Raw genomic sequence first — 24,335 nt, forward strand, 5'->3', positions numbered from 1 at the left:
TGCGGGAAATGTCTGAGTGAACTACATCACATGGCCCAGCTTGTCCGGATTTCTCACGACATCGACCTCGGTGATCCGTCCGCCGGAGACGGTGAAGGACATGACGGTGTCGACGGTCGCGCCTTCGTTCACGATCACGATGCCCGGCCCGCCGTTGACGTCGCGGAAGTCCGCCGCCATGCCGGTGAACCAGCGTTCGACCAGCCCCATCACGACCCTGGCCACCTTCTCGGCGCCGACGACCGGCACCAGGGCCGCGCCCACCACGCCGCCGCCGTCGGCGCGCCAGACCACGTCCGGGTCGAGCACGGCCACGAGCGCCCGCAGGTCGCCGGTGGTGGCCGCCGCCGCGAAGGCCCGCACCGCCGCCGCCTGCTCGTCACGGTCGAGCGAGCGCCGCGGCGCGTAGTCACGCACGCGCAGCCGACCGCGCGCCGCCAGCTGACGGACCGCGCCGGGACTCCTGCCCAGGATGTCGGCGATCTCCTCGTACGGCATCGCGAACACGTCATGCAGCACCAGCGACGTCCGCTCGGCCGGGCTCAGCCGTTCCTGGACGGCCAGCAGCGCCATGCCCACGGACTCGTCCATCGTCGCCCGGTCCTCCGGGCCCGGCTCCTCGACCACCGGCTCGGGCAGCCACGGCCCGATGTAGGACTCGCGCTTGGCGCGGGCGGAGCCGAGCTGGTCGTAACAGATCCGGCTCACGACGGTGGCCAGGTAGGCCCTCGGGTCGGTGACGGCGGCCTGGTCGGCCTGCCGCCAGCGCAGCCAGGTCTCCTGCACCGCGTCGTCGGCGTCGGCGACGCTGCCCAGCAGCCGGTAGGCCACGGCCCACAGGTGGCTGCGGTGCTCCTCGAAGTCCATCAGAACACGGAGACGTGGACGTGGTCGTAGTGGTTGGCGGTGACGCTGCCCCGGTCGGACATGGGATCCCAGCCGCCGCCCGAGCGGATGTCGTAATAGCGCTGTTTCCAGATGATGTACATCACGCCGAGGCGGGAGCCGTTCTTGATCAGGAACTCGGCCAGGGCGTCGCCCCGGTCGGCGTCGGCGCCGGAGGCGTAGCCGCGCGACATCATGAAGTCGCAGGCCCGGCCCTTTCCGTGCTCGCCGGGGTCGCCGGGGCGCAGGCAGCCCACGCCGTAGGGCATGGGGAAGTTCTGCATGACCTCGATCTTCACGCTGGTCATGCGCTGGGTGAGGCCCGCGCCGCCGGTCGGGGTCTGGAAGCCGTACTTGGCCAGGAGTTTCTCGACGTCGCGCCGCTTGTCGCGCATCTCCTTGATCTTCTTCTCAAGGTCCTTGATCTTGGCGTCCGCCGCCTTCTTGGCGGTGTTGGCGCTCTTGATCAGTTGCTCGATGCGCAGGACCCGGCTGGTGCGCTCGTCGGACATGTACTGCATGTTGGCGGCCTGGCCGAGCAGCATGGCGGGGTCGGCGATGGCCAGGAGCTGGGTCCCGTCGAGCGGCCCGCTCATGTAGGTGCTCTGGGCGATGTTGGCGACCTCGCCGCGCGCCCCGGCGAGCTGGCTCCTGAGCTTGTCGGCGTTCTCGGTGGCCTTCTTGGCCTGGATGCGCGCGTCTTCCAGGAACTCGATCTGGCCCCTGAAGAGCTTGTTGAGCTGTGCGGCCTGCTTCGTCAGCTTGCGCAGCTGCGCTGGGCTGCCGGGATCGGCGGTGGCGGCCTGCGGAAGGGGTGCGGCGAGCAGGCCGACGAGCACGGTGGCTATGGCGGCGAAACGCCTGACTCCCACGCTCGTCCCTCCCCTCCTAGACGTGGTGACTATAGAAGATGATCTTGGTCGTTGCCACCGGAACCGACTAACCCATGCACCATTGGCGAAGTATCTACCACTTTGTGAGGTCGCCCCGAACTTTGGGTCTTGCCGAGGACACCCCGCGGAGCGAAATTGCGAGCGAATCGTCTCTGCGAAGGGGCAGACCGTGTCACGTTCTTTAACGCTCCTCACAGCCGTCTTAATCGGCTTAGGCAGCTCCCTGGTCTCCGTCGAGGCCCAGGCGTCGGTTGTGAATCCACTGCCGCCCAGCGATCGTATCGAGCTCTACCAGCTCGACAGCCCGCTCGGCACCGGCGAGAAACTCAGGGAGGCAGGCTTCGACGTCGTACAACAGCAGGTCAACGGCGGTAAGGAGCACATCGAGCTGACCGCCGACCAGGCGGGGCTCGCGGGACTCACAAAGCTCGGCCACAAGCCGGAGCCCGTGCGCAACCGGCAAGGCCAGACACAGCTGGAGGCGGCCAAAGCCCAGGCCGCCGGCGGCTACACCGTCTGGAAGTCCTACACGGAGCCGGGCGGCATCGCCGACCAGCTCAGATCCATCGCCAACGCCAACAAAGACGTGGTCAAGCTGATGTCCATCGGCAAGACCATCCAGGGCAAGGACATCCTCGCCGCCAAGGTCACCTCACTGGCCCGCATCCTGCCGGACGGCGCCAAGCCCGGGGTCCTCTACTCCTCTACGCAGCACGCCCGCGAGTGGATCTCGACCGAGGTCAACATGCGGCTGCTCAAGCACGTGGTCGCCAACAAGGCGTCGCTGCGCGGCCTGCTGGGCACCACCGAGCTCTGGTTCCTGCCGGTGGCCAACCCCGACGGCTACGACTTCACCTTTACCGAGGGCAACCGTCTCTGGCGTAAGAACCTGCGCGACGTGAACGGCGACGGGACCATCACCCGCGGCGACGGCGTCGACCCGAACCGGAACTTCCCCACGAACTTCCACTACGACGAGGAGGGCTCCTCCTCGATCCCGAGCAGCGACACCTACCGGGGCGCCGGCCCGGCCAGCGAGCCGGAGACCAAGGCCTTCGACGGCCTGATGAAGCGCATCCGGTTCGCCTTCAACGTCAACTACCACTCCTTCGGCCCGCTGCTGCTCTACCCGCTGGGTGTGCAGATCGCGACGGAGACCGCCGACAACCCGATCTACGAGGCGCTGTCGGGCGACGACGCCAACCCGGCGATCCCCGGCTTCGACCCCGACCTCGGCGCGGAGCTGTACATCACCAACGGCGACACCAACGACCGCGCGCACTCCGCGTACGGCACGCTGTCCTGGACCCCCGAGCTGAACGAGGGCTGCGACGGCTGCGGCTTCGTCTTCCCCGATGACGAGGCGCTGGTCCAGGCGGAGTTCGAGAAGAACATCCCCTTCGCACTCGATGTGGCCAAGTCCGCGCGCAACCCGGTCGAACCCGTCAGCCACCTGGGCAACACGACACCGGACTTCGTCCTGGACAGCTTCGAGACCAGCAACGGCCGCGACCAGGTCGTCCAGGTCAACGCCAAGCGCAAGCTGGGTCCGGTCTGGCTGCAGTACCAGGTCAACGGCGGGCGTACCAAGAGCGTGCTGACCGGCGAGTATCGCGGCGGCGAGCGCTACGGCGCGGGCTACAACCGCTACTACCACTGGATGCGCGGCAAGATCACCGGCACCCGGCCGGGCGACACGGTGAAGGTCTGGTTCAGTTCGATCGGCAAGAAGAGCGACTCCTTCACCTACAAGGTCAACAGCGACATCGGGGGCAAGGTTCTCGTCCTGGCCGCCGAGGACGTCACCGGCATCAGCCCCGTCCAGGGCGTCACCGAGGCGAAGTACGCCGACGAGTACGTCAAGTCGCTCGACGAGGCCGGCTACAGCTCCGACGTCTACGACGTGGACAAGGCCGGACGCAAGGCCCCGCACCCGCTCGGCACGCTGAGCCACTACAAGGCGATCGTCTGGGAGACCGGCGACGACATCATCCCGAGAAGCGTCGGCCAGGCCCCCGGCACCACGTCCAAGCTGGGCGTGGACACCGAACTCGCGGTGCGCGACTACCTCAACGAGGGCGGCAAGCTGCTGCACGCCGGCAAGTACCCGTCCTACGCGGCCAACAACAACGGCGCCTACTTCTTCCAGCCCAACCAGCCCACACAGCCCGAGTGCACGACGCCGTCCGACCCGCCGTGCATCCCGATCTTCAACGACTTCCAGCAGTACTGGCTCGGCGCCTACGTCTTCTTCGACGACGCCGGCACCGACCACGGCACCGGCAACCCCTTCGCCCTCCAGGGCAAGGGCGGCAAGTTCGAGGGCTTCAACGGCACACTCGAGCCCACCCACACCAACTCCTACGTGGCCACCTCGGCCATCCTGCCCGCCGCGCAGTTCCCGCTGTTCGCCAGCTCCGCCCAGATCAAGTGGGTACGGCCCGGCGGCCCCTTCGACCCGCACACCGGCGCCTGGGACGTCTACAGCGGCATCGCCGACGTCTCCTGGAAGCGCCTGACCAAGACCATCAACCTGACCGGCAAGAGCAGCGGCGACCTGTCGTTCTGGACGTCCTTCGACACCGAGGCCGCCTGGGACTTCCTGACCGTCGAGGCCCGCACCGCCGGCCAGGACGACTGGACCACCCTGCCCGACGTCAACGGCCACACCACCCAGGACACCGGGGAGAGCTGCAAGACCGAGAACTCCGGCGGCTGGCGCGACATCCACCCCTTCACCCAGCGCTACCAGGGCGTCAACTGCGAGCCCACCGGAACCTCCGGCGCCTGGCACGCCGCCTCGGGCAACTCGGGCGGCTGGCAGCAGTGGAAGATCGACCTGACCCCGTACGCGGGCAAGCAGGTCGAGCTGTCGATCTCCTACATCAGCGACTGGGCCACACAGGGCGCCGGCGTCTTCCTCGACGACTTCACGGTGACCCTGGACGGCGCGAGCGCCGAGCAGACCTCGTTCGAGTCGGACCTGGGCGGCTGGACCGCCGCCGACCCGCCTGCCGGATCGGCGCCGTCCGTCAACAACTGGTTCCGCACCGACCAGCTCTTCGAGGAGGGCGGCGGCATCGTCACCCGTGACACGGTCTACCTCGGATTCGGCGCGGAGAGCCTCACCACCCAGGCCATGCGGACCGACCTGGTGAGGAGGTCCCTGAAGCACCTGATCGGCTAACCACGTAGTAGAGGGCGGCTGCCGAGCGGTCACAACGGGCCCCACCACAAGCCCAGACCCACTCGACAGCCGCCCACCCCTAACCCGCCACCCCTCCCCGCCCCAACCCCTCCAAGCCCCACCCCGCAGCCCCCGCAGCCCCTCCGAGGCCCGCACCTTCCATGCCGTGCCCCTCCCCGGCGGCGGCAGCCCTGGAGCGCGCCTCTGCCCCTTCGCGGAGCCACGTCCGTATCCCCTTCGCCGCGCGCCCTTCCAAGCCACGGCGATGTCCCTCGCGGCGGGCCCTTCCGGGCCACGGCCACATCCCCTCGCGGCGCGCCCTTCCGGGCCACGGACCCGAGGACCGTAGGCTTCCCGAGGCCTCTTCCGTGCTGGCTGTCAGTGACGAGGTACCTTGTGCCCTTGCCGTTCTGGACAGAACATGGTTCGGTTTCCCTGGACACGGCTCTTCGCCAGAGGAAGACTGAACCAAGCAAGCATTCGGTCGGTAGGAGGCTCACGACATGCGCCAGCACGACACGCTGTTCATCGGGGGCGAATGGGTGGCCCCCGCGGGCACCGGTGTGATCGACGTCATCTCCCCGCACACCGAGGAGGTCGTGGGCCGGGTACCCGACGGCACCCCGGCCGACATGGACCGCGCGGTCGCCGCCGCCCGCGAGGCCTTCGACCACGGCCCCTGGCCCCGCATGACCTTCGCGGAACGCGCCGCGGTCATCGGCAGGCTGGCCGACATCTACGCCGCCAAGCAGGGCGAGATGGCCGCGCTCATCACCGAGGAGATGGGCTCGCCGATCACGTTCTCCAACCTGGCCCAGGCACCGCAGCCGCTCGGCATGCTGCAGTTCTACGCCGAGTACGGCAAGACGTTCGAGCAGGAGGAAGAGCGTCCCGGCCTGTTCGGCCCCACCACCGTGCGGCGCGAGCCGGTCGGCGTGGTGGCCGCGATCGTGCCGTGGAACGTCCCGCAGTTCGTCTCGATGACCAAGATCGCACCGGCGCTGCTGGCCGGGTGCACGATCGTGCTCAAGCCCGCGCCGGAGACACCTCTCGACTCCTACCTGTTCGCGGAGATGGTCACCGAGGCCGGCATCCCGGCGGGCGTACTCAACATCGTCCCGGCGGGCCGTGAGGCCGGCGAGCACCTCGTCTCCCACCCGGACGTCGACAAGGTCGCCTTCACCGGCTCCACCGCCGCCGGCCGGCGCATCGCCGCCATCTGCGGCGAGCAGCTCAAGCGGGTCAGCCTCGAACTGGGCGGCAAGTCCGCCGCCATCATCCTCGACGACGCCGACCTGCCCTCCAGCATGGGCATGCTCGCCATCGCCTCGCTCATGAACAACGGCCAGGCCTGCGTGGCCCAGACGCGCATCCTCGCCTCTCGCAACAGGTACGACGAGGTCGTCGAGGCCGTCGCCGCCATGGTCAGCTCCCAGCCCGTGGGCGACCCGGCCGACCCGGCGACCGGCATCGGCCCCCTGGTCGCCAAGCGGCAGCAGGAGCGGGTGGAGGGGTACATCAAGATCGGCATGGACGAGGGCGCCAAGGTCGTCGTCGGCGGACTGTCCCGCCCGATGGACCGCGGCTGGTACGTGGCCCCGACCGTCTTCGCCGGCGCCACCAACGAGATGCGGATCGCCCGCGAGGAGATCTTCGGCCCCGTCCTCGCCGTCATCCCCTACGAGGACGAGGCGGACGCGCTCCGCATCGCCAACGACAGCGACTACGGCCTGTGCGGCACCGTCTGGACCGCCGACACCGACCACGGCATGGACATCGCCCGCCAGGTCCGCACCGGCACCTACGGCGTCAACTGCCTCATGCTGGAGGCCAACGTCCCGTTCGGCGGCTACAAGGCCAGCGGCCTCGGCCGCGAACTCGGCCCCGAGGGCCTGAGCGCCTACCTGGAGTACAAGACCATCGCCCGCCTCGGCTAACCCAAAGCACCAAAACCCGAACCCCCGAAAAGCCGTAAACCGAGACTGGGCGCACCCTCCGCGCCGGACCACCTCGGTGCCGGGAGAACCCCGGAGCCGGGAGAGTCCGGCAGCGGGTGCGTCGGGGGAGCAGGTGGACCCGAAGGCGGGTGACCCCGGAAGCGGGTGGATCGGGGAGCAGGTAAGCCCGGAAGCGGGTGGGCCGGGAGTGAGTGACCCCGGGAGTGGGTGACCCCGGAAGCGGGTGAGCAGGGCAGTGGGTGGACCCCGGGCTGACCTGGGGAAGTGTGGAAGTACGAGAGGGGCCCGCGATCCCGCGGGCCCCCTTCGCACGTCCAGATGGCACCCAGCGCGCCCCCGCAACGCTGGGCGACCGTCTGACTACATGAAGTATGTCCTACGGTCTCCACCCGGGGCGGATTCCTTCCCCAAGGACTTTCTCCCGGCGGTTTTCTTCCATCCGCCCTAGGTAGACGCCTATTACTCAGGAAAGGTTCGAATCAATCCACTTTCCGATCCGGAGAACCAGATCCGGCCTGGCCGCCGACTCGGCGTGGCCGTACCCCGGCTCGATCCACAGCTCCTTCGGCTCCCGAGCGCCGTCATAAAGCTGCCGGGCGTGCTCCAGCGGAAAGAACGTGTCAGCGTCCCCGTGCACGATCAGCAACGGAGTGGGCGAGATCAGGGCGGCGGCCTCGTGCGGCGGCATCGGGACCGGGTCCCAGCGCCCGCGCGCGATCCGGGTCCGCTTGACCACGCGCGCGGCGATCCGGCCGATCGGCTTCTCGATCGCCCAGTGGACCTGGCGCATGGGCTTGGTGTCCCGGTAGTACCACCGCGCGGGACCGCTCACCGCGACGACCGCGTCGATCCCCCCGTGCAACCCCGCATGCCGTACGGCGACCGCCGCCCCCATGGAAAAGCCCACCACGGCGATCTTGCGGTATCCGATGACCCGCGCGTGCCGTACCGCGGCCTCCACGTCGTGGATCTCAAGGTCGCCCACGGTGGTCTCGCCGCCCGAGCGCCCGTGCCCGCGGAAGTCGAAGGACACCACACCGCCGAACTGGCTGAGCACATGCGTGATCCGCCGCGTGTCAGCGCACCGCCACGACCCGGTGAATCCGTGGGCCAGCACGATCCCGGCCTCGACGGCGCCGGAGGCGGATGGCGTGTGGACGCCTTCCAGGCGGATGCCGTCCGAGGTTCTGAGCATGACGGGGAAATTCTTCGCAAGCGGCATGAATCCGAGCTTAGGCACCCAGCTCAGCGGCGCTCATCACCACCCTGATCCTGGAGTCCTGAGCGGCCGCCAGCGCCCGCGGATCGTCGGAGATCATCAGCCGCGCGGAGCTGGTCACCACCCGCTCCCAGAGGCCGTCGCCGTCGGGCGCCAGCGGCGAGACGGCCGCTCCGGCCGCCATCACCGCGTCCGCCGCCACCAGCAGGTCGGATCCGACCGGCAGGCAGATCAGCACCGTGTCGCCCGCCCGCACGCCGCGGCGCCTGAGCAGCGCGGCGGCCGTGGCCAGCCGCTCATCGTGCTGCTCTTCGGTGAGCGTCTGCCCCGTCCCGGGGTCGATCATGACGATCCGCTGGTCCATGCGACCACGGTAGGGACGCCGGGATCAGTGCACATGGGGCGGATTATGCAGATGATTATGCAGAAGGAACACCATGGTCGGCGGCCCACACGGCGATCTGCGCGCGTGAGGTGTAACCGAGTTTGTCCATGATGTTGGCGATGTGCCGGGCCACCGTCGCGGGGCTGATCACCAGTTCCTCGGCGATGGCCTTGTTGGACAGGCCGCGGGTGAGCATGCCGGCGATCTCCTGTTCGCGGGCGGTCAGCAGCGAGCCGCGTACCGGCCCCACCTGGAGCGGGCCCGTGGCCGGTTCCGGCCGGCGCCCCTCCAGCACCTGCGTCGCCACCTCGTACGGCGGCCGCGACCGCCCCCTGGACCACAACGACGTCGTGCGCCCCTCGCCCAGCTTGGCACGGGCGGCCGACAGCAGTTCGTCGACCTTGACCGAGCCGGTCCGCTGGCCCATCGACTCGCGCAGGGTCGCGACCGCTGACGAGGCCAGCACCGCGCTCTCCAGGTCGCCCTCGGCCCGTGCCAGCGTGGCCAGCGAGACGAGGCAACGGTTCATGGCCTGGCGCAGGCCGCACTCGCGGGCCATGGCGAGCGCCTCGGCCAGCCGTTCGCGGGCGGCGGGCAGGTCGCCGAGCTGCGCGCAGACGCGGCCGCTCCTGGCGAGGTTCTGGGCGAGGTCGCCGCGGTTGCCGAGTTCGCGCAGCCAGGAGATGGCCGCGTCGTAGTGCTCGGCGGCCGACTCCAGGTCGCCGCGGGTCTCGGCGGCCAGCCCCAGGTGGGAGGCGGCCATGGCGAGAATCCAGGGATGGCCGTGCGCGTTCGCCACGGCGTAGGCGTCCTCGGCGCCGCGCTGGGCCTCGCGCTGGCGGCCGCGCTGCAGCGAGTAGATGGACGCCTCGATGAGCGCCCCGGCCTCGTTGAACCGGTCGCCGTTCTCCCTGGCCACCGCCAGCGCGCTGTCGATGTGGACGGTCGCCTCGTCGCCCCTGCCCATGCGCAGCAGCGCGCCGCCGGCCACCGTGTGGGCCGTGGCCAGGACGAACGGGTCACCAGCCATGCCGGCCAGGCCCTCGCGGGCGGCGGCCAGGCCGCTGTCGAGGTCGTCGCGGCTCAGCAGCCCGTACGCCAGATAGCCCTTCGCCAGCCCGATCTGCTCCGGCACCACCAGGCTGAGATCCTGCCGCAGCAGCCGCTCGACCCAGCCGACGACCTCGGCGGCGCTGCCGCCCAGCGACAGCAGGCCGCTGCTGCGCATGCACAACCGCAGGCCCATGGTGATGTTGCCGGAGCGCAGCGCCCACTCCAGCGCGGCCCGCTGGTCGGCGAGCCGGTCGCGGCTGCCGGTGTGGGCGGCCAGCCGTTCGCGCCAGGTGACGCCCGGCGTGAGGAACTCGGCGTCGAACGCCCGCTCCTGAAGCTTGCACAGCACCCTCAGGTGCAGGTCGCGCACCATCCGCTCCTCGTCGGAGTCGGCCAGCCGCTCGGCGGCGAACTGGCGGATGGTGTCGAGCAGCCGGAAGCGCCCGCGGTCCTCGTCGCAGATCACCAGGGACTTGTCGACCAGCGCGCCCAGCAGCGTGACCATGCGCGACTCCGACAGCGGCGGCTCGGCGCACACCCGCTCGACCAGGTCGAGGTCGAAGCCGCCGGCCAGCACCGACAGCCGGCGCAGCAGCGTCTTCTCCGCCTCCGACAGCAGGTCGTGGCTCCACTCGACCGCCGCGGCCAGCGTGCGCTGCCGGGCGGGAGCAGTACGGTCCCCGGAGGTGAGCAGCGCGAACCGGTCGTCGATCCGGTCGGCGATCTGGCCGGGGCTCAGCATGCGGGTGCGGGCGGCGGCCAGTTCGAGTGCGAGCGGGAGCCCGTCGAGCGCGCGGCAGAGCCTGGCCACGTCGGGCAGGCTCTCCTCGCCGAGCTGGGTTCCGGCGGCCCGCGCCCGGTTGAGGAAAAGCTGCACCGACTCGGCCGCCGACGGGTCGGAACCGGGCAGGTCGAGCGGCGGCACGTGCCAGATCAGCTCGCCGGGGATGCGCAGCGCCTCCCGGCTCGTGGCCAGCACGCGTACGCCGGGACAGCCGGCCAGCAGCGCCGCGGCCGCGTGCGCGGTGGCCTCGACGAGGTGCTCGCAGTTGTCCAGCAGGACCAGGCAGCTCGACCCGGCCAGGCGGGTGACGACGGCGTCGGTGAGGTCGCGGCCGCGCTCGCTCTCCAGCCCGAACACCTCGGCGATCTCCTGGACCACCAGCTCGGGCCGGGAGATCTTGGCCAGTTCGACCGCCCACACGCCGTCGGCGAAGTCGTCGAGCAGCCGGTGGGCCACGCGTAACGCCAGCCGCGTCTTGCCGATGCCGCCGACTCCGCACAGTGTCACCGCGCGCGTCTCGTCGAACATCGCGCACAGGTCGCCGATGTCGCGCTCACGGCCGACGAACCGGTTGGGCTCGGCCGGCAGGTTGTGCCGCGGGGCATCCGCCATGACTTCACAGTGGCGCACTTGGCGCACTCTGTCACCGTTTTCTCACAGGGCAAGTGAGCTGGTGACCGCCCTGTCGTCGACCACCCGCAGCAGCGGATCGCCCAGCAGCCGCCTGGCCAGCTCGTACGGCGCCACGACCAGCGTGGCCGCGTGTTCGCTGGCCAATACCCGGCAGCCGATCAGCGTCGGCTCGTGCGCCACGACCACGTGCGCGCCGCACATGAGCGCCAGGTCCAGCGTGCGCAGCGCCTTGAACACGTCGGTGACGGCCACCAGCACCACGTCGTCCTTGCCGATGAGCAGCCGCGCGGCGAGCCTGCGCAGGTCGCCGGCGAGCTCCTCGTGGCTCAGCACCCGCCGGCCGTCAAGGGTCAGCGCCGGTCCTGCCAGCGGGCCGAAGTCCACTCTCTCCTCGCCGATCAGTGAGGAGAACCGGTCCGGCCCCTGGCCCGGTTCGAAGGTGAACACCTTCTCCGCCCGCGTCTCGCGCATCCGGTGGACGACGGCCAGCCGCGCGACGCCTCCGGGATTGAGCAGCGCCACCCCGCCCGACCAGGCGACGGCATGCACCGCGCATGGCAGTGCCGCGCCCGGAGGCAGGTCGACCAGCACGTGGTCCCCGTACCTCAAGCCGTGACGGCGCAGCCCGGCCGCCGCGTGAGTGACTCGGCGGACGAGAGTGGCATAGGTCATGACCTCGCCGGTCCGTACGTCGGTGACCGCGGGACGGTCGCCTCCGGCCGGAGCCGCGTTCATGACCAACTCTGTCCAGGTCATGCCGTCAATGTAGGGAGCAACGCCCGCCCCGGCATCATCATGAATGTGCAAGCGGCTATGTATCTCTACGCTTGCGCCATGGACGAGACGGCCGATCGCATCCTCGATGCCGCTTTCGCGCGGATCGTGGAGCACGGCCTGCGCCGGACCACCATGGACGACGTCGCCCGCGCGGCCGGCCTGTCGCGGGTGACCGTCTACCGCCGCTTCTCCCGCAAGGGAGATCTCATCCAGGCGTTGATCATGCGGGAGCTCCATCGGTTCCTGGGGGAGTTCGAGGCGGCGGTGGGGCCGCTGCCGACGCTGGCCGACCAGGTGGCAGAGGGGTTCGCCGTCACCCTTAAGGGGGTGCGGGGGCACGCGCTGCTCGGCAGGCTGCTGGCCGGGGAGCCGGAGACGATCTTGCCGCACCTGACGCTGGAGGCGGGGCCGTACCTTAAGGTGGCCAGGGAACATCTGGCCGGGCATCTGCGCAGCCCGGAATCAGAAGCGGTCGCCGAGGTGTTCATAAGGGTGACCCTGTCGTTCCTGCTCACCCCGGACAGCGTCGTACCCCTGAGCAGCGACGAGGAGGCCAGGGCGTTCGCCGCCCGGCACCTCGTGCCGCTCCTGCCATGAGCGGGATCAACTAGACTTAATAGGCCGCGGTTCGCGCGGTCTGCCTCCACGAACACAGAGCGAGACGTCATCATGCCTTTGAACAGCCGCGACGACCTGCGGAACATCGCGATCATCGCGCACGTCGACCATGGCAAGACCACGCTGGTCGACGCCATGCTCTGGCAGTCCGGGGCCTTCCGCGCCAACCAGGACGTCGACGACCGCGTCATGGACTCCAACGACCTAGAGCGCGAGAAGGGCATCACCATTCTCGCGAAGAACACCGCCGTCAAGCACGGCGACATGACCATCAACATCATCGACACCCCCGGCCACGCCGACTTCGGCGGCGAGGTCGAGCGCGGGTTGTCGATGGTCGACGGCGTCGTGCTGCTGGTGGACGCCTCCGAGGGCCCGCTGCCCCAGACGCGCTTCGTGCTGCGCAAGGCGCTGTCGGCGAAGATGCCGGTCATCCTGTGCATCAACAAGGTCGACCGCCCCGACTCCCGCATCGCGGAGGTCGTGGACGAAGTTTACGCACTGTTCATGGACCTCGACGCGACCGACGACCAGATCGACTTCCCGATCGTCTACGCCTCGGCCAAGGCCGGGCGCGCCGCGCTGGCACGGCCCGACGACGGCGGCATGCCCGACTCCGAGGACCTCGAGCCGCTGTTCGACATCATCAAGTCGACCATCCCGGCGCCGACCTACGACCCGAGCGCCCCGCTGCAGGCGCACGTCACCAACCTCGACGCCTCCTCCTACCTGGGCCGGATCGCGCTGTGCCGCATCCACCAGGGCAAGATTCGCAAGGGTCAGCAGGTCGCGTGGTGCCGTACCGATGGCACGATCCAGCGCGTCAAGATCACTGAGCTGCTCATGACCGACGCTCTGGAGCGCAAGCCCGCCGAGGAGGCCGGTCCCGGCGACATCATCGCGATCGCGGGCATCCCCGAGATCATGATCGGTGAGACGCTGGCCGACCCCGAGGACCCGCGCCCGCTGCCGCTCATCACGGTCGACGAGCCGGCCATCTCGATGACCATCGGCACCAACACCTCGCCGCTGGTCGGCAAGGCCAAGGGCTCCAAGGTCACCGCCCGCATGGTCAAGGACCGCCTCGACAAGGAGCTCGTCGGCAACGTCTCGCTGCGCATCCTGCCCACCGAGCGTCCCGACGCGTGGGAGGTCCAGGGCCGTGGCGAGCTGGCGCTGGCCATCCTGGTCGAGCAGATGCGCCGCGAGGGCTACGAGCTGACCGTCGGCAAGCCCCAAGTCGTCACCAAGGAGGTCGACGGCAAGGTGCACGAGCCGGTCGAGCGCCTCACGGTCGACTGCCCCGAGGAATACCTCGGCGCCGTCACCCAGCTCCTCGCCGTCCGCAAGGGCCGCATGGAGCACATGACCAACCACGGCACCGGCTGGATCCGCATGGAGTTCGTGGTCCCGGCGCGCGGCCTGATCGGCTTCCGCACCGAGTTCCTCACCGAGACGCGCGGCACCGGCCTGGTGCACCACGTCTTCGAGGCCTACGAGCCGTGGTTCGGCGAGCTGCGCACCCGCAACAACGGCTCGCTGGTGGCCGACCGCTCCGGTCCGGTGACCGCGTTCGCCATGCTCAACCTCCAGGAGCGCGGCACGCTGTTCGTCGGCCCCACCACCGAGGTGTACGAGGGCATGATCGTCGGCGAGAACTCCCGCTCCGACGACATGGACGTCAACATCACCAAGGAGAAGAAGCTCACCAACATGCGCTCCTCCACGGCCGACGTCACCGAGACGCTGACGCCGCCGCGGGTGCTATCGCTCGAGCAGGCGCTGGAGTTCATCCGGGACGACGAGTGCGTGGAGATCACGCCGGAGACGGTCCGCATCCGCAAGGTCGTGCTGGACGCCTCCACCCGCGCCCGCACGGTCGCGCGGGCCAAGCGCAACAACTGACACAACCACGTCAAAAGGGGTACGGCAGGCGTCTGCCGTACCCCTTTGGCGTGTTATTTCAGCAGCAGCCGCCGCTGCTCCCCCACCGGGGGCCGGGCCCAGGTCACCTCACCGTCGTCGATGAGCCCCTGGACCACCTCCCGCATGGCGTCACCGGCGGCGTGGCGCTCGGCCGCCTTGGCCAGATCGATCATCAGCGTGTTCTCGTCCTCGCCCGGGGCGATCACCGACACGTAGCCGAGTTCGGCGTCGCCGTACCAGCTGCCGAGGTTCTCGGTGACCTCGCGCACGGCGGCGAGGACCTCTGTGGAGGCCGTCCCGCGCAGGTGCAGGACCCCGGGCTGGGCGACCTCGACGCAGACCTTCATGAGCCCCTCCACCGCGCCTTCGGGGTCGCGCAGCGCGTTGTGGCTCAGGGCCGCGAAGCGCGCGGCCAGAACGTAGAGCGAGATCGCCCGCGGCGGGTCCGCGAGCGTCAGAATCCCGTGTTCCCCGTGGATGGTGAGCTTGCCGCCCCCTTCTTCGTAGGCGCGCAGACCGGTCATGAAGGCGGTCTCCGCCTGGGCGCTCAGTTGTAGTTGCCAGCCCCACTTCCGCTCGACCGGGAAGCGGCCGTCGTCTGCCTGTCCCTTCTGCTTGTCGCGGCGAAGTCGCCGGGTGATCCACACGATTTCGCAGTCCCCTCTCTGCTCATCGGGCACAAAGGGGGCAGATTAGCCCGATCTCCCAGCTCGCGGACCGGTGTAATCACACCGTTACCTAGGTCCGTGGAACATCAGCGGTCTCACATGAATCATCCAAGGTGTGGGCTTGATCCGGAGGGTCGTCGCGTACGGGCTCGCCGCCCTTTCGGCTGCGGCGATCATCTGGTGCACCCTCACGGCGATGCCGGTGGATCGGCCGCTGTCACGGGGACAGCCCGACGGGTCGCGTCCGCTGCCCTCCGGCTCGGCCGACGAGCGCAGGGCCACCACCGACGTCACCATCGCCAGGGCCACCGCCGCCGACCTCCGGCAGGTGCCACCGGCGCGCATCGACGAGCGCCGGCATCAGGTCAGGGTGACGATCATCCACACGATCCGGATGGACGAGGACGACCCGCTCGCCGGCTGGATCAGGGGCAGCGTGCCGCCGGACCTGCGGGCGATCACCGACAAGGGCCTCGGTCAGCTCAAGGTGAGCGGTGGCTGGATCGCGCCCACCGTCAGGTATCCGGCCGAGCTCACCACCTCCGGCGGCAAGTCCACCGCCGAGTTCCGGGTGATCGTGCTGCGCCAGGTCGCCAGGAGCGAGGAGCTGACGCTGGAGTTCCAGTCGCCCGGCGTGCAGCCCTCGCTGATCAATCAGCGCACGATCACGCTCTTCCCCACCGAGTGGAGCGTGCTGCGCGCCTCGGGTCTCGAACCGGAGCGCGAAGAGGCCGAACGGCTGCAGTTCACCGTGAACTACCGCGTCACCGTCACCCTCGTGCACGACTCCTACGGCTTCGTCGACCACGAGGAGGACGAGGCCTTCTCCTGGGGCAGCGAGCTGGCGATCGTCACCGCGCTCCTGCTGATCGCCTTCCTGCTGCGCTCGCTCGGCCGGCCCTGGTGGCAGCGGGTCCACAACCGGGAGCTGTTCATCGGCCTCGTGCTGGCCACACCCGTGCTGGCCAGCCCGTTCTACGCCACCGGCCTCCAGGGCATCGCGTACGTGGTGATGTTCGGCCTGCTGCCCGCCATCGCGGTGCGCCACGCCGGCCGCATGGTGCCCACGCCGGCGCCCTGGACCAGCCGCGACGCGCTCGCGGTGACCGCGCTCGGCGTGCTCGTGGCCTTCGCCATGTTCCTGTGGTCGACCCGCCACGTCCAGCTCCACCCGCCCCAGCTGATCACCGGCGTCACCGTCGCCGCGCTGGCCGCCGCGGGCGCCGCGATCGCCTTCAGCGCCGACCTCGGCATCCGTTTCGTGGTGGTACGGCTGGCCGCCGTGGCCGCCGGGATCGCCATCGGCGCCCTGGCGCTGGCCCTGTGGTTCAAGGCGCTGTTCTACGACGTCTACCCGCCCGACAGCGTCCACCTGGTGCTCGGCCTGTTCTGGTCGCTGATCCCGATCGGCGCCGTCGCCGTCGTCACCAGAACCTGGTCGCGCGGCGCCGTCGTGGCCGCGGTGATCCTCAGCCTGCTCATGCAGGGCTGGCCCACCGAATGGCTCGACGACGGCTCCTGGAGCACCCCCGTCGACCACCCCGAGCCCATGCTCGGCACGCTGGAGCTCACCCCGCTGGTCCGCGGCGTGCTCGGGCTGCTGCTGCTCGGCTTCGTCCTGCTGGTCCTGCGGCTGCGCCGCCTCGGCGGCGAACTGGACGCCGTGCACCACCGCGCCGCCGTCGCCAGCGTCACCGTCTGCCTGATGGTGCTCCACCTGTCGCCCAGAGGCACCGGCAGCCTGCCCGACCTCGACGTCGCCGTGCCCCTGCTCTCGGTCACCTCGGTCTTCGCGTGGATCTCCGCGTGGTGGCTGCTCGGGCCCACGCCGGACGGGCTGGACGAGCCGCGTACCGCTGAGGAACACCGCGCGATGGTACGCCGCGCCCTGCACAAGCGGCTCCTGCTCGTCTCCGAGCAGGAGCTCTACCGCGTCGGCCGAGGCAGGATCGGCGCCGGCGAGCTGTCGATGAGCGACTTCGAGCAGCAGCGCGACGAGCTCGAGACCGCCCTGGACGATCACGGCCGCCATCCCGAGACCGCCTTCGCCACCAGCGCCGCCTGCACGCCCTGGCACAACGGCGTACACGCCTTCGTGATCTGCCTGCTGCTCAGCCTGCCGTTCCTCTTCATGTACGGCCTGCCCGCCGGACCCGACCTGGCCAGCTACCTGTTCGACGCCCGCTACCTGCTGACGCTGCCCGCTTTCGGCTTCCTGTTCGGCTACTTCTACCCGCGCATCAGGGGCACGCAGCCGATGACGAAGGTGCTGCACCTGATGGCCGCCGCGCTGGTCACGGAGCTGTCGGCGTACCTGCCCGCCTTCGCCGAGCCGGACGTCTCCGCCTTCGACAAGCTCCAGTTACTGGCGATCGTGGTCGGGCAGGTCGCGCTGGTCTACATCGGGCTCGGGCTCTTCTGGGAGTGGCGGCTCATGCACCTGGCCGGGGAGCCGTGGGGCCGGGTCAGAAACGTCCGCAGCCTGCGCAGCCTGGCCACGCCGCTGGTCGCCGTCCTGATCGCCGTGGTCACCACAGCCGCCACCTCGGCCGCCAGCCAGTCCGTCGACCGGATCCTCCGCGGCGACCAGGTCCAGACCGGCGGCCCATAAAAGCACCGGCGGCTTTTTAGGCGTCGAGCGGCCCCAAGCTTTGAGCGGACCCTAGCTTCGGGCGGCCCCTAGAGCTTCGGATCCGGCCCCGGCCGGTGCAGCACCACATAGGCGTCCTGGCGGAACCGGATCTGGTATCCCGCCGCCACCAGCGCGTCGAGCCGTTCGGACTGCTCCCGCGCGTCCTTGAACGGGAACACCCGCCGTCCCACCTCCACCACCACCCACGGCGCCCACCGCGGCGTACGGTCCAGCAGCAGCACCCGCGCCCGCCCGGTCAGCAGCGGCCCCAGATTGTTGGCCACCTCCACCAGCGCCCCGTCCGGCACCGTGGCCACGGCCCTGGCGGCGGCGAGTTCCCTCGGATCGCGCCGGTACGAGCCGGGATCGCCGAGCTGCGCCAGCGCGAAGAACGGCACGGTGGCCAGCGCGAACACCACGATCCCGGCAACCCAGACCTTCCGCAGCCGCTCGAACCGCCGCACCGCGTCGACCCCGGCCGCGAAGATCACCACGACCAGGAACGCGTTGTAGTGATACTCGGGCACCCACCAGTTGGGGAACGAGCTGGCCAGCATCCGCTCCGCCAGCAACGGCACCGCCATCAGCACCAGCGGCGAACCCAGCGCCGCCAGCACCGAAACCCCCAGCAGGAGCAACAGGGTCACCAGCTTGACCGGCGGCGTCCCCAGCAGCCCGAAGGCCGTGAGCGGATCGGTCACGATCGTCCGCACCGCGCTCGACACCCCGTCGCCCAGGGCCCCATAAGCCCAGTAGTAGTCGGGCCGCCCGCCGAAGGCGGGGATGAGCACCTGCGAGGCCAGCCCCGTGAACGCCACCCCGCTCAGCACGAACCCGCCGCCGAGCACCCGCCATCCGGCCCGCGTCAGCAGCACCAGCCCGAACCCGGCGACCAGCAGCCCCATGTCCTCCTTGACGCACAGCAGCGCGAGCGCGGCCAGCACGACGGCGACCTTGCGCCCGGCCTGCCAGCGTTCGAGCATGACCGCGGTGAGCAGCGGCACGAACGCCGCCTCGTGGAAGTCGAAGGCCACCGCCTCGGCCACCGGCCACGACAGCGTGTAGGCGATCGCCACCGCGTAGGCGGCTCCCGTCCCGAGCGCCCGCCGGGCGAACACCCAGAGCGGCACGGCCGCCGCCGCCAGCAGCGCCGACTGCGCGATCAGCAGCGTCTCCGGCCCGTCATGCAGCCAGTAGAGTGGTGCGAGCAGGGCGAGGATCGGCGACCAGTGGTCACCGAGCACGGAGAAGCCGGCCCCGAAGTCGTTGTGCACACCCTTGACGATGGCGATCGGCAGCCGGAAGTCGGAGTAGGCCCGGACCGCCTGGTCGAAGATCACCAGATCGTAGGTGCCGGCCTTGAGCGAGTGGACCCGTACGAAAGACAGCACCGAGTAGACCACCGCCGCGACCCCGGCGATCCCCCAGATCCCCCACCACTCCCGCCTGGAGGCACCGGGAACGTCGCCACCCACGCTGACGCCCTCCTCGTTTCCCGGCCAATGCCCTGCAACGGTACCGGTGCCAGAACCACGCCCAGGACAGCCGTCACCGGCCCCGCAGCTCACAGCCCTTAACGGCGCGAAGCAGCCCCGGCCCCATGCCTCCGAGGCAGCCCCGGCCCCTTGCCCCCGAGCCAACCTCGAGCCCATAGGCAGAGCAGCTCACAGCCCTTGCCCGCGAGTCAGCCCCGACCCCTTGGCGGCGACGTGGCTCCGAGCCCTTAGCGGCGGCGCAGCTCAGCGTCCTCTAGCGGCGGGGTAGCTCGGAGCCGCGCACGTGGGTGGACAGCCACTCCACCAGCGGCGCGAACTCACGCCAGGCCTCACGGACCCGGGACTCGACCTCCGGCGTGTGGACCCACGGCTCCGGCTCCGCGCGCACACCGGCGTAGATGGAGCGGTGACGCAGCAGGTCGAGGCGCGGATGGTCCTCGGGCACGCCGCGCGGCCGGGTCTTCAGGCGGTCGCCGCGGATCTCGTACCCCTGGGCCTGAAGGTCGGCGACGATCCGGGTCAGGGGCTTGCCGGACAGGTCGGCCGACACGGCCTCGCGGTAGCGGGCGACCTGGTCGGCGGCCTGGGTGTAGATGCCGCCCGCGAGGAACAGCCCGGCGGCGCTGATCTCCACATAGAGGCCGATGCCCGGCTGGGTGTCGATGAAGGCGCCCTGATGGGTCTTGTAGGGCGACTTGTCCTTGGCGAAGCGCACGTCACGATAGGGACGGAACAGCTGGGCGGCCCCGAACTCCGGGCCCAGCGCGTCGGTCAGGGCGAGCATCGGCGCCCTGACCGCGTCGTCGTAGAGGTGCTTGTGGCGGGTGAAGTACGCCTTGGAGTTGTCCGCCTCAAGGCCCTCGAAAAAGATGAACGCCTCGTCGGGGAAGCCGGTGAAACCCATGCGCCCAGGGTGCCAGACCTGACCGACAGTCAGCGGCGGCGGCGGGCCGTACCGAAGATGGATCTGCTGATCTCGCGCCCGAGCGAGCTGGCGGCGGAGCGGGCGAACGACTTGAACACGGACGAACCGAGCACACTCTCCAGCAGCGTCGGCTCCGCCTCGGGCGAAGGCGAGCGCGAGGGCGAGGGTGAAGGCGAGGGCAGCGGGGCCTGGGACGGGGCTGGCGGCGGGGGTACCACTTTCGCGGCCAGGATCTCGTAGGCCGAGTCGCGGTCGATGGCCTGCGCGTACTTGGGACGCAGCGGCGAGGCGGCGATCACGCCCTGCACCACGGCCGCGTCCGCGGGCGCCATGCGCGAGCGCGGCGCCCGCATCCGGGTCCAGGCCACCGGCGTCGGGATGCCCTTCTCCGACAGCACGGTCACGACCGCCTCGCCGATCCCGAGCTGCGTGAGCACCTCCTCCAGGTCGTAGGAGGAGTTGGGGAAGGTGGACACGGTCGCCTTCAACGCCTTGGCGTCCTGCGGGGTGAAGGCCCGCAGCGCGTGCTGGACCCGGGCGCCGAGCTGCGCGAGCACGTCGGCCGGCACGTCCTTGGGCGTCTGGGTGACGAAGAACACGCCGATCCCCTTGGAGCGGATCAGCCGCACGGTCTGCGTGATCGAGCGCAGGAACGCCTTGGACGCGTCGCTGAACAGCAGGTGCGCCTCGTCGAAGAAGAAGACCAGCCGCGGCTTGTCCGGATCGCCCACCTCGGGCATCTCGCTGAACAGGTCGGCGAGCAGCCACATCAGGAAGGTCGAGAACATCGCCGGACGATCCTGTACGGCCGGCAGCTCCAGGATCGACACCATCCCGCGCCCGTCCGGCATCACCCGCAGCAGGTCGGCGGTGTCGAACTCGGGCTCGCCGAAGAACTGGTCGGCCCCTTCGGCGGCGAAGTTCACCAGCGCCCGCAGGATCACCCCCGCGGTCTGCTTGGACAGCCCGCCCACGCCCTTGAGCGCGTCGGGGTTGTCGAGCAGGTATTGGATGACCGCGCGCAGGTCCTTGAGGTCGAGCAGCGGCAGCCCCGCCTGGTCGGCGAAGTGGAAGATGAGCCCGAGCGAGGACTCCTGGGTGTCGTTGAGCCCGAGCACCTTCGACAGCAGCGTGGGCCCGAAGGCGGTCATGGTGGCGCGCAGCGGGATGCCGTCGCCGATGCCGCCGAGCGCGTAGAACTCGGTGGGGCAGGCCTGCGGCGACCAGATCTGGCCGATGCCGGCGGTGCGTCGCATGAGCTTGTCGGACGGGTCGCCGGGCTGGGCCATGCCGGACAGGTCGCCCTTGATGTCGGCCAGGAACACCGGCACGCCGGCGGCCGACAGCTGCTCGGCGATGACCTGCAGCGTCTTGGTCTTGCCGGTGCCGGTGGCGCCGGCGACCAGGCCGTGGCGGTTGAGCATGCGCAGCGGCAGGCGTATCTGGGCGTCGGGGCGGCCCTCGCCGTCCACGACCAGGGCGCCGAGGTCGATGGTGGGCTCGTCGAAGGTGTAGCCCCTGATGATGTCGTCGATCATCGTTCGGTGTACTTCCTGCCTGGTGCCGGCGGCTTGCCGTACAGCTCGGACACGGTGACGAACGCGTAGCCCTTGTTCGCGAACACGTCGAGGATCTTGGGCATGGCGTCGACCGTGGTGCGGTGGATGTCGTGCATGAGGATGATCGATCCGGGTTTCGCCTGTACGGCGCGCCTGGCCACGATCGAGGCGCTGCGGTCGCGCCAGTCGAGCGTGTCGACGTTCCAGAGGATCTGGGCCAGTCCCTCGCGCCGGGTGGCGGCGGCCACGGAGGCGTCGGTCGACCCGTACGGCGGCCGCATGAGCGTCATCCGCACCCCGGTCTCCCGTTCGACCACGTCCTGGGTGTGCTTGAGCTGATAGCGCAGCCCGGTCTCCGACAGCGTGGTGAGCTGCTCGTGGCTCCAGGAGTGGTTGCCGAGCTCGTGCCCGTCGTCGACCATGTGGCGCAGGTTGCCGTGCCTGTCGGCGGCGACCATCTGGCCGACGACGAAGAAGGTCGCCTTGGCCGCGTGCCTGCGCAGCATGCCGAGCAGCCGGGCGGTGTGGTCGCCGGGCCCGTCGTCGAAGGTCAGTGCGACGCACTTGGCCTTCTTGCAGTCGATCCGGTTTTTGCCCGGCCAGTCGAGCTGCATGGCGGTCAGCTGCCTGGCCAGGACGCCCGGGTCGACGGGGTCAGGGTCCGGCGGTCGCATCGGCAGCGCCGACGCGACCCCGGCCATCGGTTGCACATCTGCGCACCCTGCCGTCAGCAACAGCGCCAACGGCCACCCCCACCAGCGCATATTCCCCCCGGAATCGCGTCGGGGGCGCTACGGGTAGTCGCCGGCCGAGTCCCCCCGTAATTCCTTGGCCAGCTCATCCCACCAGGCTGGGACATCGGCCTGTAGCTCCGCATAGCGACGCGCCACTCTTATGGCACATCCAACCGGATCCGTACCCAAATGCCGACGTTTCACCGCTCCTTCCTGCCAACGGTAAAAACCATCTCTGAATCGCACGACCAAGCCGATCCACACCGACAGGATCGCGTCATCGCCGACTTCGTATGCCGTGGTCACACCGAGACTTTGTAGTTCCCCACGGAGCTTCTCGGTGGCCGCACGGGCCTCACTCACGCATACCTCCAGTTGACCGAGTGCATGCACCTTGGGGATGCCCCTGCGATGACCCCACTCACCCCGGAGTAATCATGGAACTCCGAGCCGTCATCCGGAAGGTGTTCGCCGTTATTGGTCGTGAACGACCCTCGGCTCGGCCACTACCATGATCATTCTGACCTCTTCCGTGCCCTCGTTGGCATAGCGGTGGGGTCGGTCGGCGGTGAACAGGGCGGCGGCGTCGGTGCCCACGCGGTAACTCCTGCCATACACGGTGAGGGTCAGCTCGCCCCGCAGGACGGTGATCATCTCACGGGTGCCGGGCGGGTGGGCGTCGCCGTCGTGGTGCTCGCCGGGGGCCAGCCGCCAGTCCCACAGCTCCAGGATCAGCGGCTCGTCGGCGCCGACCAGCAGCATGGCGCGCGAGGCGCCCATCTCGAAGTTGACCACGTCGGACTTGTCGATGATGCGCACGACCGGGACGTCGGCCACCTCGACCAGCCGCGCCACGGTGACGCCGAGCGCGGAGGCGATCCGGGTGAGCGTGGAGACGCTGGGATTGGTCCTGGCCTGTTCGACCTGGACCAGCATGCCTCTGCTCACACCCGAGCGGGCGGCCAGCGCGTCGAGCGTCAGGCCACGGTGGGCCCGCTGCGCCCGCACGTTGTTGGCGATGGCCGCGGTGATCGTCTCCGCATCTTCCATGCAGTGCAGTCTAGTGAACAAAATGTGTAGTCTGTCGCACTCCGTGTACTGTACTAATAGTTCAACCGAGTGAACTGGAGTGTGCGACGTGACTGCGGTGATCCTCGCGACCGTCTGCGCGGTGGTCTACGGCACGGCCGACTTCTGCGGCGGCCTGGCCACGCGACGATCGCGCGTGCTGTCGGTCGTGGCGCTCTCCCAGGTCGCCGGCCTGGTCCTCATCCTCGCCCTGCTCCCGCTGCTGCCCGGACTGTTCGACCAGCGGGCGCTGTGGTGGGGCATGGGCGCGGGCGTCGCGGGCGCGGCCGGGCTGGTGCTGTTCTACCGCGCGCTGGCCACCGGGACGATGTCGGTGGTCGCGCCGACCACGGCGGTCACCTCAGCCACTCTGCCGGTGGTGTTCGGCCTGGTGACGGGCGAGCGGCCGGCGCCGCAGGCGCTGATCGGCATCGTCCTGGCGCTGGCCGCGGTGATGCTGGTCAGCCAGGACCCGACCGCGAGCAGGCGCGGCTCGCTCGGATCGGTGCTGATCGCCCTGGCCGCCGGCGCGGGCTTCGGCGGCTTCTTCATCCTGCTCGACCTGTCCCCCGACGGCACCGGGCTGTGGCCGCTGGTCGGCGCCAGAATCTCCTCGGTGTCGCTGGTCGTGCTGCTGGCGGTCGTCGCCCGGCGCTCGCTCAGGCCCACCGCCGGCTCGCTGCGCATCATCGCGCTGGCCGGTCTGCTCGACATGGCGGCCAACGTGTTGTTCCTGCTGGCCAAGCAGGAGGGCATGCTCAGCCTGGTCGCCGTGCTGGTCTCGCTCTACCCGGCCAGCACGCTCCTGCTGGCCAGGTACGTGCTGGGCGAGCGGCTGCACACCATCCAGGTGGCCGGTGTCGCCTGCGCTCTCAGTGCGGTCGCGCTCATAGCCGTTGCGTAGCCCACCGGCCGCTTGCTACGTTTCGGCCGTG

At 69.8% G+C, this 24,335-nt stretch carries 19 protein-coding genes; 6 read left to right on the top strand and 13 right to left on the bottom strand.

The features are described from left to right. Positions 1-21: 21 nt before the first annotated feature. Both sigJ and HNR40_RS11230 read right to left on the bottom strand, forming a co-directional pair. A complete protein-coding gene (gene sigJ / locus HNR40_RS11225) occupies positions 22-867 on the bottom strand; it encodes an RNA polymerase sigma factor SigJ (RefSeq protein WP_184960357.1) in 846 nt (281 codons plus the stop codon). Next, the gene (locus HNR40_RS11230) at positions 867-1,757 is read right to left on the bottom strand and encodes a coiled-coil domain-containing protein (protein WP_312896283.1); all 891 of its coding nucleotides are present in this window, start codon (positions 1,755-1,757) and stop codon (positions 867-869) included. Before HNR40_RS11230 ends, sigJ begins: the two co-directional genes overlap by 1 nt. Positions 1,758-2,031: 274 nt before the next feature. Here HNR40_RS11230 and HNR40_RS11235 point away from each other — a divergent pair, with 274 nt between their 5' ends. Further along, complete coding sequence (locus tag HNR40_RS11235) at positions 2,032-4,965, top strand: M14 family metallopeptidase (protein ID WP_312896284.1); 2,934 nt, start codon at positions 2,032-2,034, stop codon at positions 4,963-4,965. A gap of 503 nt (positions 4,966-5,468) precedes the next feature. Beyond that, positions 5,469-6,902, top strand: a complete 1,434-nt coding sequence (locus HNR40_RS11240; RefSeq protein WP_184960359.1) for an aldehyde dehydrogenase — start codon at positions 5,469-5,471, stop codon at positions 6,900-6,902. Between the two features lie 484 nt (positions 6,903-7,386). On the opposite strand, the gene HNR40_RS11245 is transcribed toward HNR40_RS11240, so the two are convergent. Genes HNR40_RS11245 through HNR40_RS11260 form a run of 4 tightly spaced genes read right to left on the bottom strand, consistent with a single transcriptional unit; the run spans position 7,387 to position 11,753 of the window. Then, the gene (locus tag HNR40_RS11245; protein WP_184960360.1) at positions 7,387-8,145 is read right to left on the bottom strand and encodes an alpha/beta hydrolase; all 759 of its coding nucleotides are present in this window, start codon (positions 8,143-8,145) and stop codon (positions 7,387-7,389) included. A gap of 10 nt (positions 8,146-8,155) precedes the next feature. Continuing rightward, entirely contained in the window at positions 8,156-8,506 is a 351-nt protein-coding gene (locus HNR40_RS11250; protein ID WP_184960361.1) for an AMP-binding protein, read from the bottom strand. Positions 8,507-8,561: 55 nt separating this feature from the next. Beyond that, positions 8,562-10,976 (bottom strand): LuxR C-terminal-related transcriptional regulator, encoded by a 2,415-nt coding sequence (locus tag HNR40_RS11255; protein WP_184960362.1) that lies wholly within the window; start codon positions 10,974-10,976, stop codon positions 8,562-8,564. A gap of 42 nt (positions 10,977-11,018) precedes the next feature. Beyond that, entirely contained in the window at positions 11,019-11,753 is a 735-nt protein-coding gene (locus tag HNR40_RS11260; RefSeq protein WP_184960363.1) for an AMP-binding protein, read from the bottom strand. A 78-nt stretch (positions 11,754-11,831) separates the two neighbouring features. Between HNR40_RS11260 and HNR40_RS11265 the strand changes: the two genes are divergently transcribed. Further along, a complete protein-coding gene (locus HNR40_RS11265; RefSeq protein WP_221340211.1) occupies positions 11,832-12,371 on the top strand; it encodes a TetR/AcrR family transcriptional regulator in 540 nt (179 codons plus the stop codon). Positions 12,372-12,443: 72 nt separating this feature from the next. Beyond that, complete coding sequence (typA, locus tag HNR40_RS11270; protein WP_184960365.1) at positions 12,444-14,297, top strand: translational GTPase TypA; 1,854 nt, start codon at positions 12,444-12,446, stop codon at positions 14,295-14,297. 53 nt (positions 14,298-14,350) lie between these two features. Here the strand turns inward: typA and HNR40_RS11275 are convergent, their stop codons facing one another. After that, a complete protein-coding gene (locus HNR40_RS11275) occupies positions 14,351-14,965 on the bottom strand; it encodes a hypothetical protein (RefSeq protein ID WP_184960366.1) in 615 nt (204 codons plus the stop codon). A 142-nt stretch (positions 14,966-15,107) separates the two neighbouring features. Between HNR40_RS11275 and HNR40_RS11280 the strand changes: the two genes are divergently transcribed. After that, positions 15,108-17,597 (top strand): hypothetical protein, encoded by a 2,490-nt coding sequence (locus HNR40_RS11280; RefSeq protein ID WP_184960367.1) that lies wholly within the window; start codon positions 15,108-15,110, stop codon positions 17,595-17,597. A 68-nt stretch (positions 17,598-17,665) separates the two neighbouring features. Here the strand turns inward: HNR40_RS11280 and HNR40_RS11285 are convergent, their stop codons facing one another. The 6 genes from HNR40_RS11285 to HNR40_RS11310 form a co-directional block, all read right to left on the bottom strand. Beyond that, positions 17,666-19,093: a DUF2079 domain-containing protein gene (locus HNR40_RS11285; protein WP_312896285.1), complete on the bottom strand. Its 1,428-nt coding sequence runs from the start codon at positions 19,091-19,093 to the stop codon at positions 17,666-17,668. Positions 19,094-19,367: 274 nt separating this feature from the next. Beyond that, the gene (locus HNR40_RS11290) at positions 19,368-20,018 is read right to left on the bottom strand and encodes a DUF2461 domain-containing protein (protein ID WP_184960369.1); all 651 of its coding nucleotides are present in this window, start codon (positions 20,016-20,018) and stop codon (positions 19,368-19,370) included. Positions 20,019-20,047: 29 nt separating this feature from the next. Next, positions 20,048-21,577 carry a helicase HerA-like domain-containing protein gene (locus tag HNR40_RS11295; protein WP_184960370.1) on the bottom strand — a complete coding sequence of 510 codons (1,530 nt, stop codon included), beginning with the start codon at positions 21,575-21,577 and terminating at the stop codon, positions 20,048-20,050. Continuing rightward, a complete protein-coding gene (locus HNR40_RS11300; protein ID WP_184960371.1) occupies positions 21,574-22,299 on the bottom strand; it encodes a polysaccharide deacetylase family protein in 726 nt (241 codons plus the stop codon). The genes HNR40_RS11295 and HNR40_RS11300 overlap by 4 nt, the downstream gene beginning before the upstream one ends. A gap of 90 nt (positions 22,300-22,389) precedes the next feature. Further along, entirely contained in the window at positions 22,390-22,695 is a 306-nt protein-coding gene (locus HNR40_RS11305; RefSeq protein WP_184960372.1) for a hypothetical protein, read from the bottom strand. 111 nt (positions 22,696-22,806) lie between these two features. Further along, entirely contained in the window at positions 22,807-23,382 is a 576-nt protein-coding gene (locus HNR40_RS11310) for a helix-turn-helix domain-containing protein (protein WP_184960373.1), read from the bottom strand. A gap of 88 nt (positions 23,383-23,470) precedes the next feature. Between HNR40_RS11310 and HNR40_RS57140 the strand changes: the two genes are divergently transcribed. Continuing rightward, a complete protein-coding gene (locus HNR40_RS57140) occupies positions 23,471-24,304 on the top strand; it encodes an EamA family transporter (protein WP_184960374.1) in 834 nt (277 codons plus the stop codon). Positions 24,305-24,335 lie beyond the last annotated feature (31 nt).

The sequence above is a fragment of the Nonomuraea endophytica genome, from assembly GCF_014203235.1.
Classification (GTDB): domain Bacteria; phylum Actinomycetota; class Actinomycetes; order Streptosporangiales; family Streptosporangiaceae; genus Nonomuraea; species Nonomuraea endophytica.

Bases quoted from the DNA above. Each gene is read 5' to 3' on its own strand.
- sigJ (WP_184960357.1), bottom strand. From the start codon at position 867: ATGGACTTCGAGGAGCACCGCAGCCACCTGTGGGCCGTGGCCTACCGG.
- HNR40_RS11240 (WP_184960359.1), top strand. From the start codon at position 5,469: ATGCGCCAGCACGACACGCTGTTCATCGGGGGCGAATGGGTGGCCCCC.
- HNR40_RS11245 (WP_184960360.1), bottom strand. From the start codon at position 8,145: ATGCCGCTTGCGAAGAATTTCCCCGTCATGCTCAGAACCTCGGACGGC.
- HNR40_RS11250 (WP_184960361.1), bottom strand. From the start codon at position 8,506: ATGGACCAGCGGATCGTCATGATCGACCCCGGGACGGGGCAGACGCTC.
- HNR40_RS11255 (WP_184960362.1), bottom strand. From the start codon at position 10,976: ATGGCGGATGCCCCGCGGCACAACCTGCCGGCCGAGCCCAACCGGTTC.
- HNR40_RS11260 (WP_184960363.1), bottom strand. From the start codon at position 11,753: ATGACCTGGACAGAGTTGGTCATGAACGCGGCTCCGGCCGGAGGCGAC.
- HNR40_RS11265 (WP_221340211.1), top strand. From the start codon at position 11,832: ATGGACGAGACGGCCGATCGCATCCTCGATGCCGCTTTCGCGCGGATC.
- typA (WP_184960365.1), top strand. From the start codon at position 12,444: ATGCCTTTGAACAGCCGCGACGACCTGCGGAACATCGCGATCATCGCG.
- HNR40_RS11290 (WP_184960369.1), bottom strand. From the start codon at position 20,018: ATGGGTTTCACCGGCTTCCCCGACGAGGCGTTCATCTTTTTCGAGGGC.
- HNR40_RS11295 (WP_184960370.1), bottom strand. From the start codon at position 21,577: ATGATCGACGACATCATCAGGGGCTACACCTTCGACGAGCCCACCATC.
- HNR40_RS11300 (WP_184960371.1), bottom strand. From the start codon at position 22,299: ATGGCCGGGGTCGCGTCGGCGCTGCCGATGCGACCGCCGGACCCTGAC.
- HNR40_RS11310 (WP_184960373.1), bottom strand. From the start codon at position 23,382: ATGGAAGATGCGGAGACGATCACCGCGGCCATCGCCAACAACGTGCGG.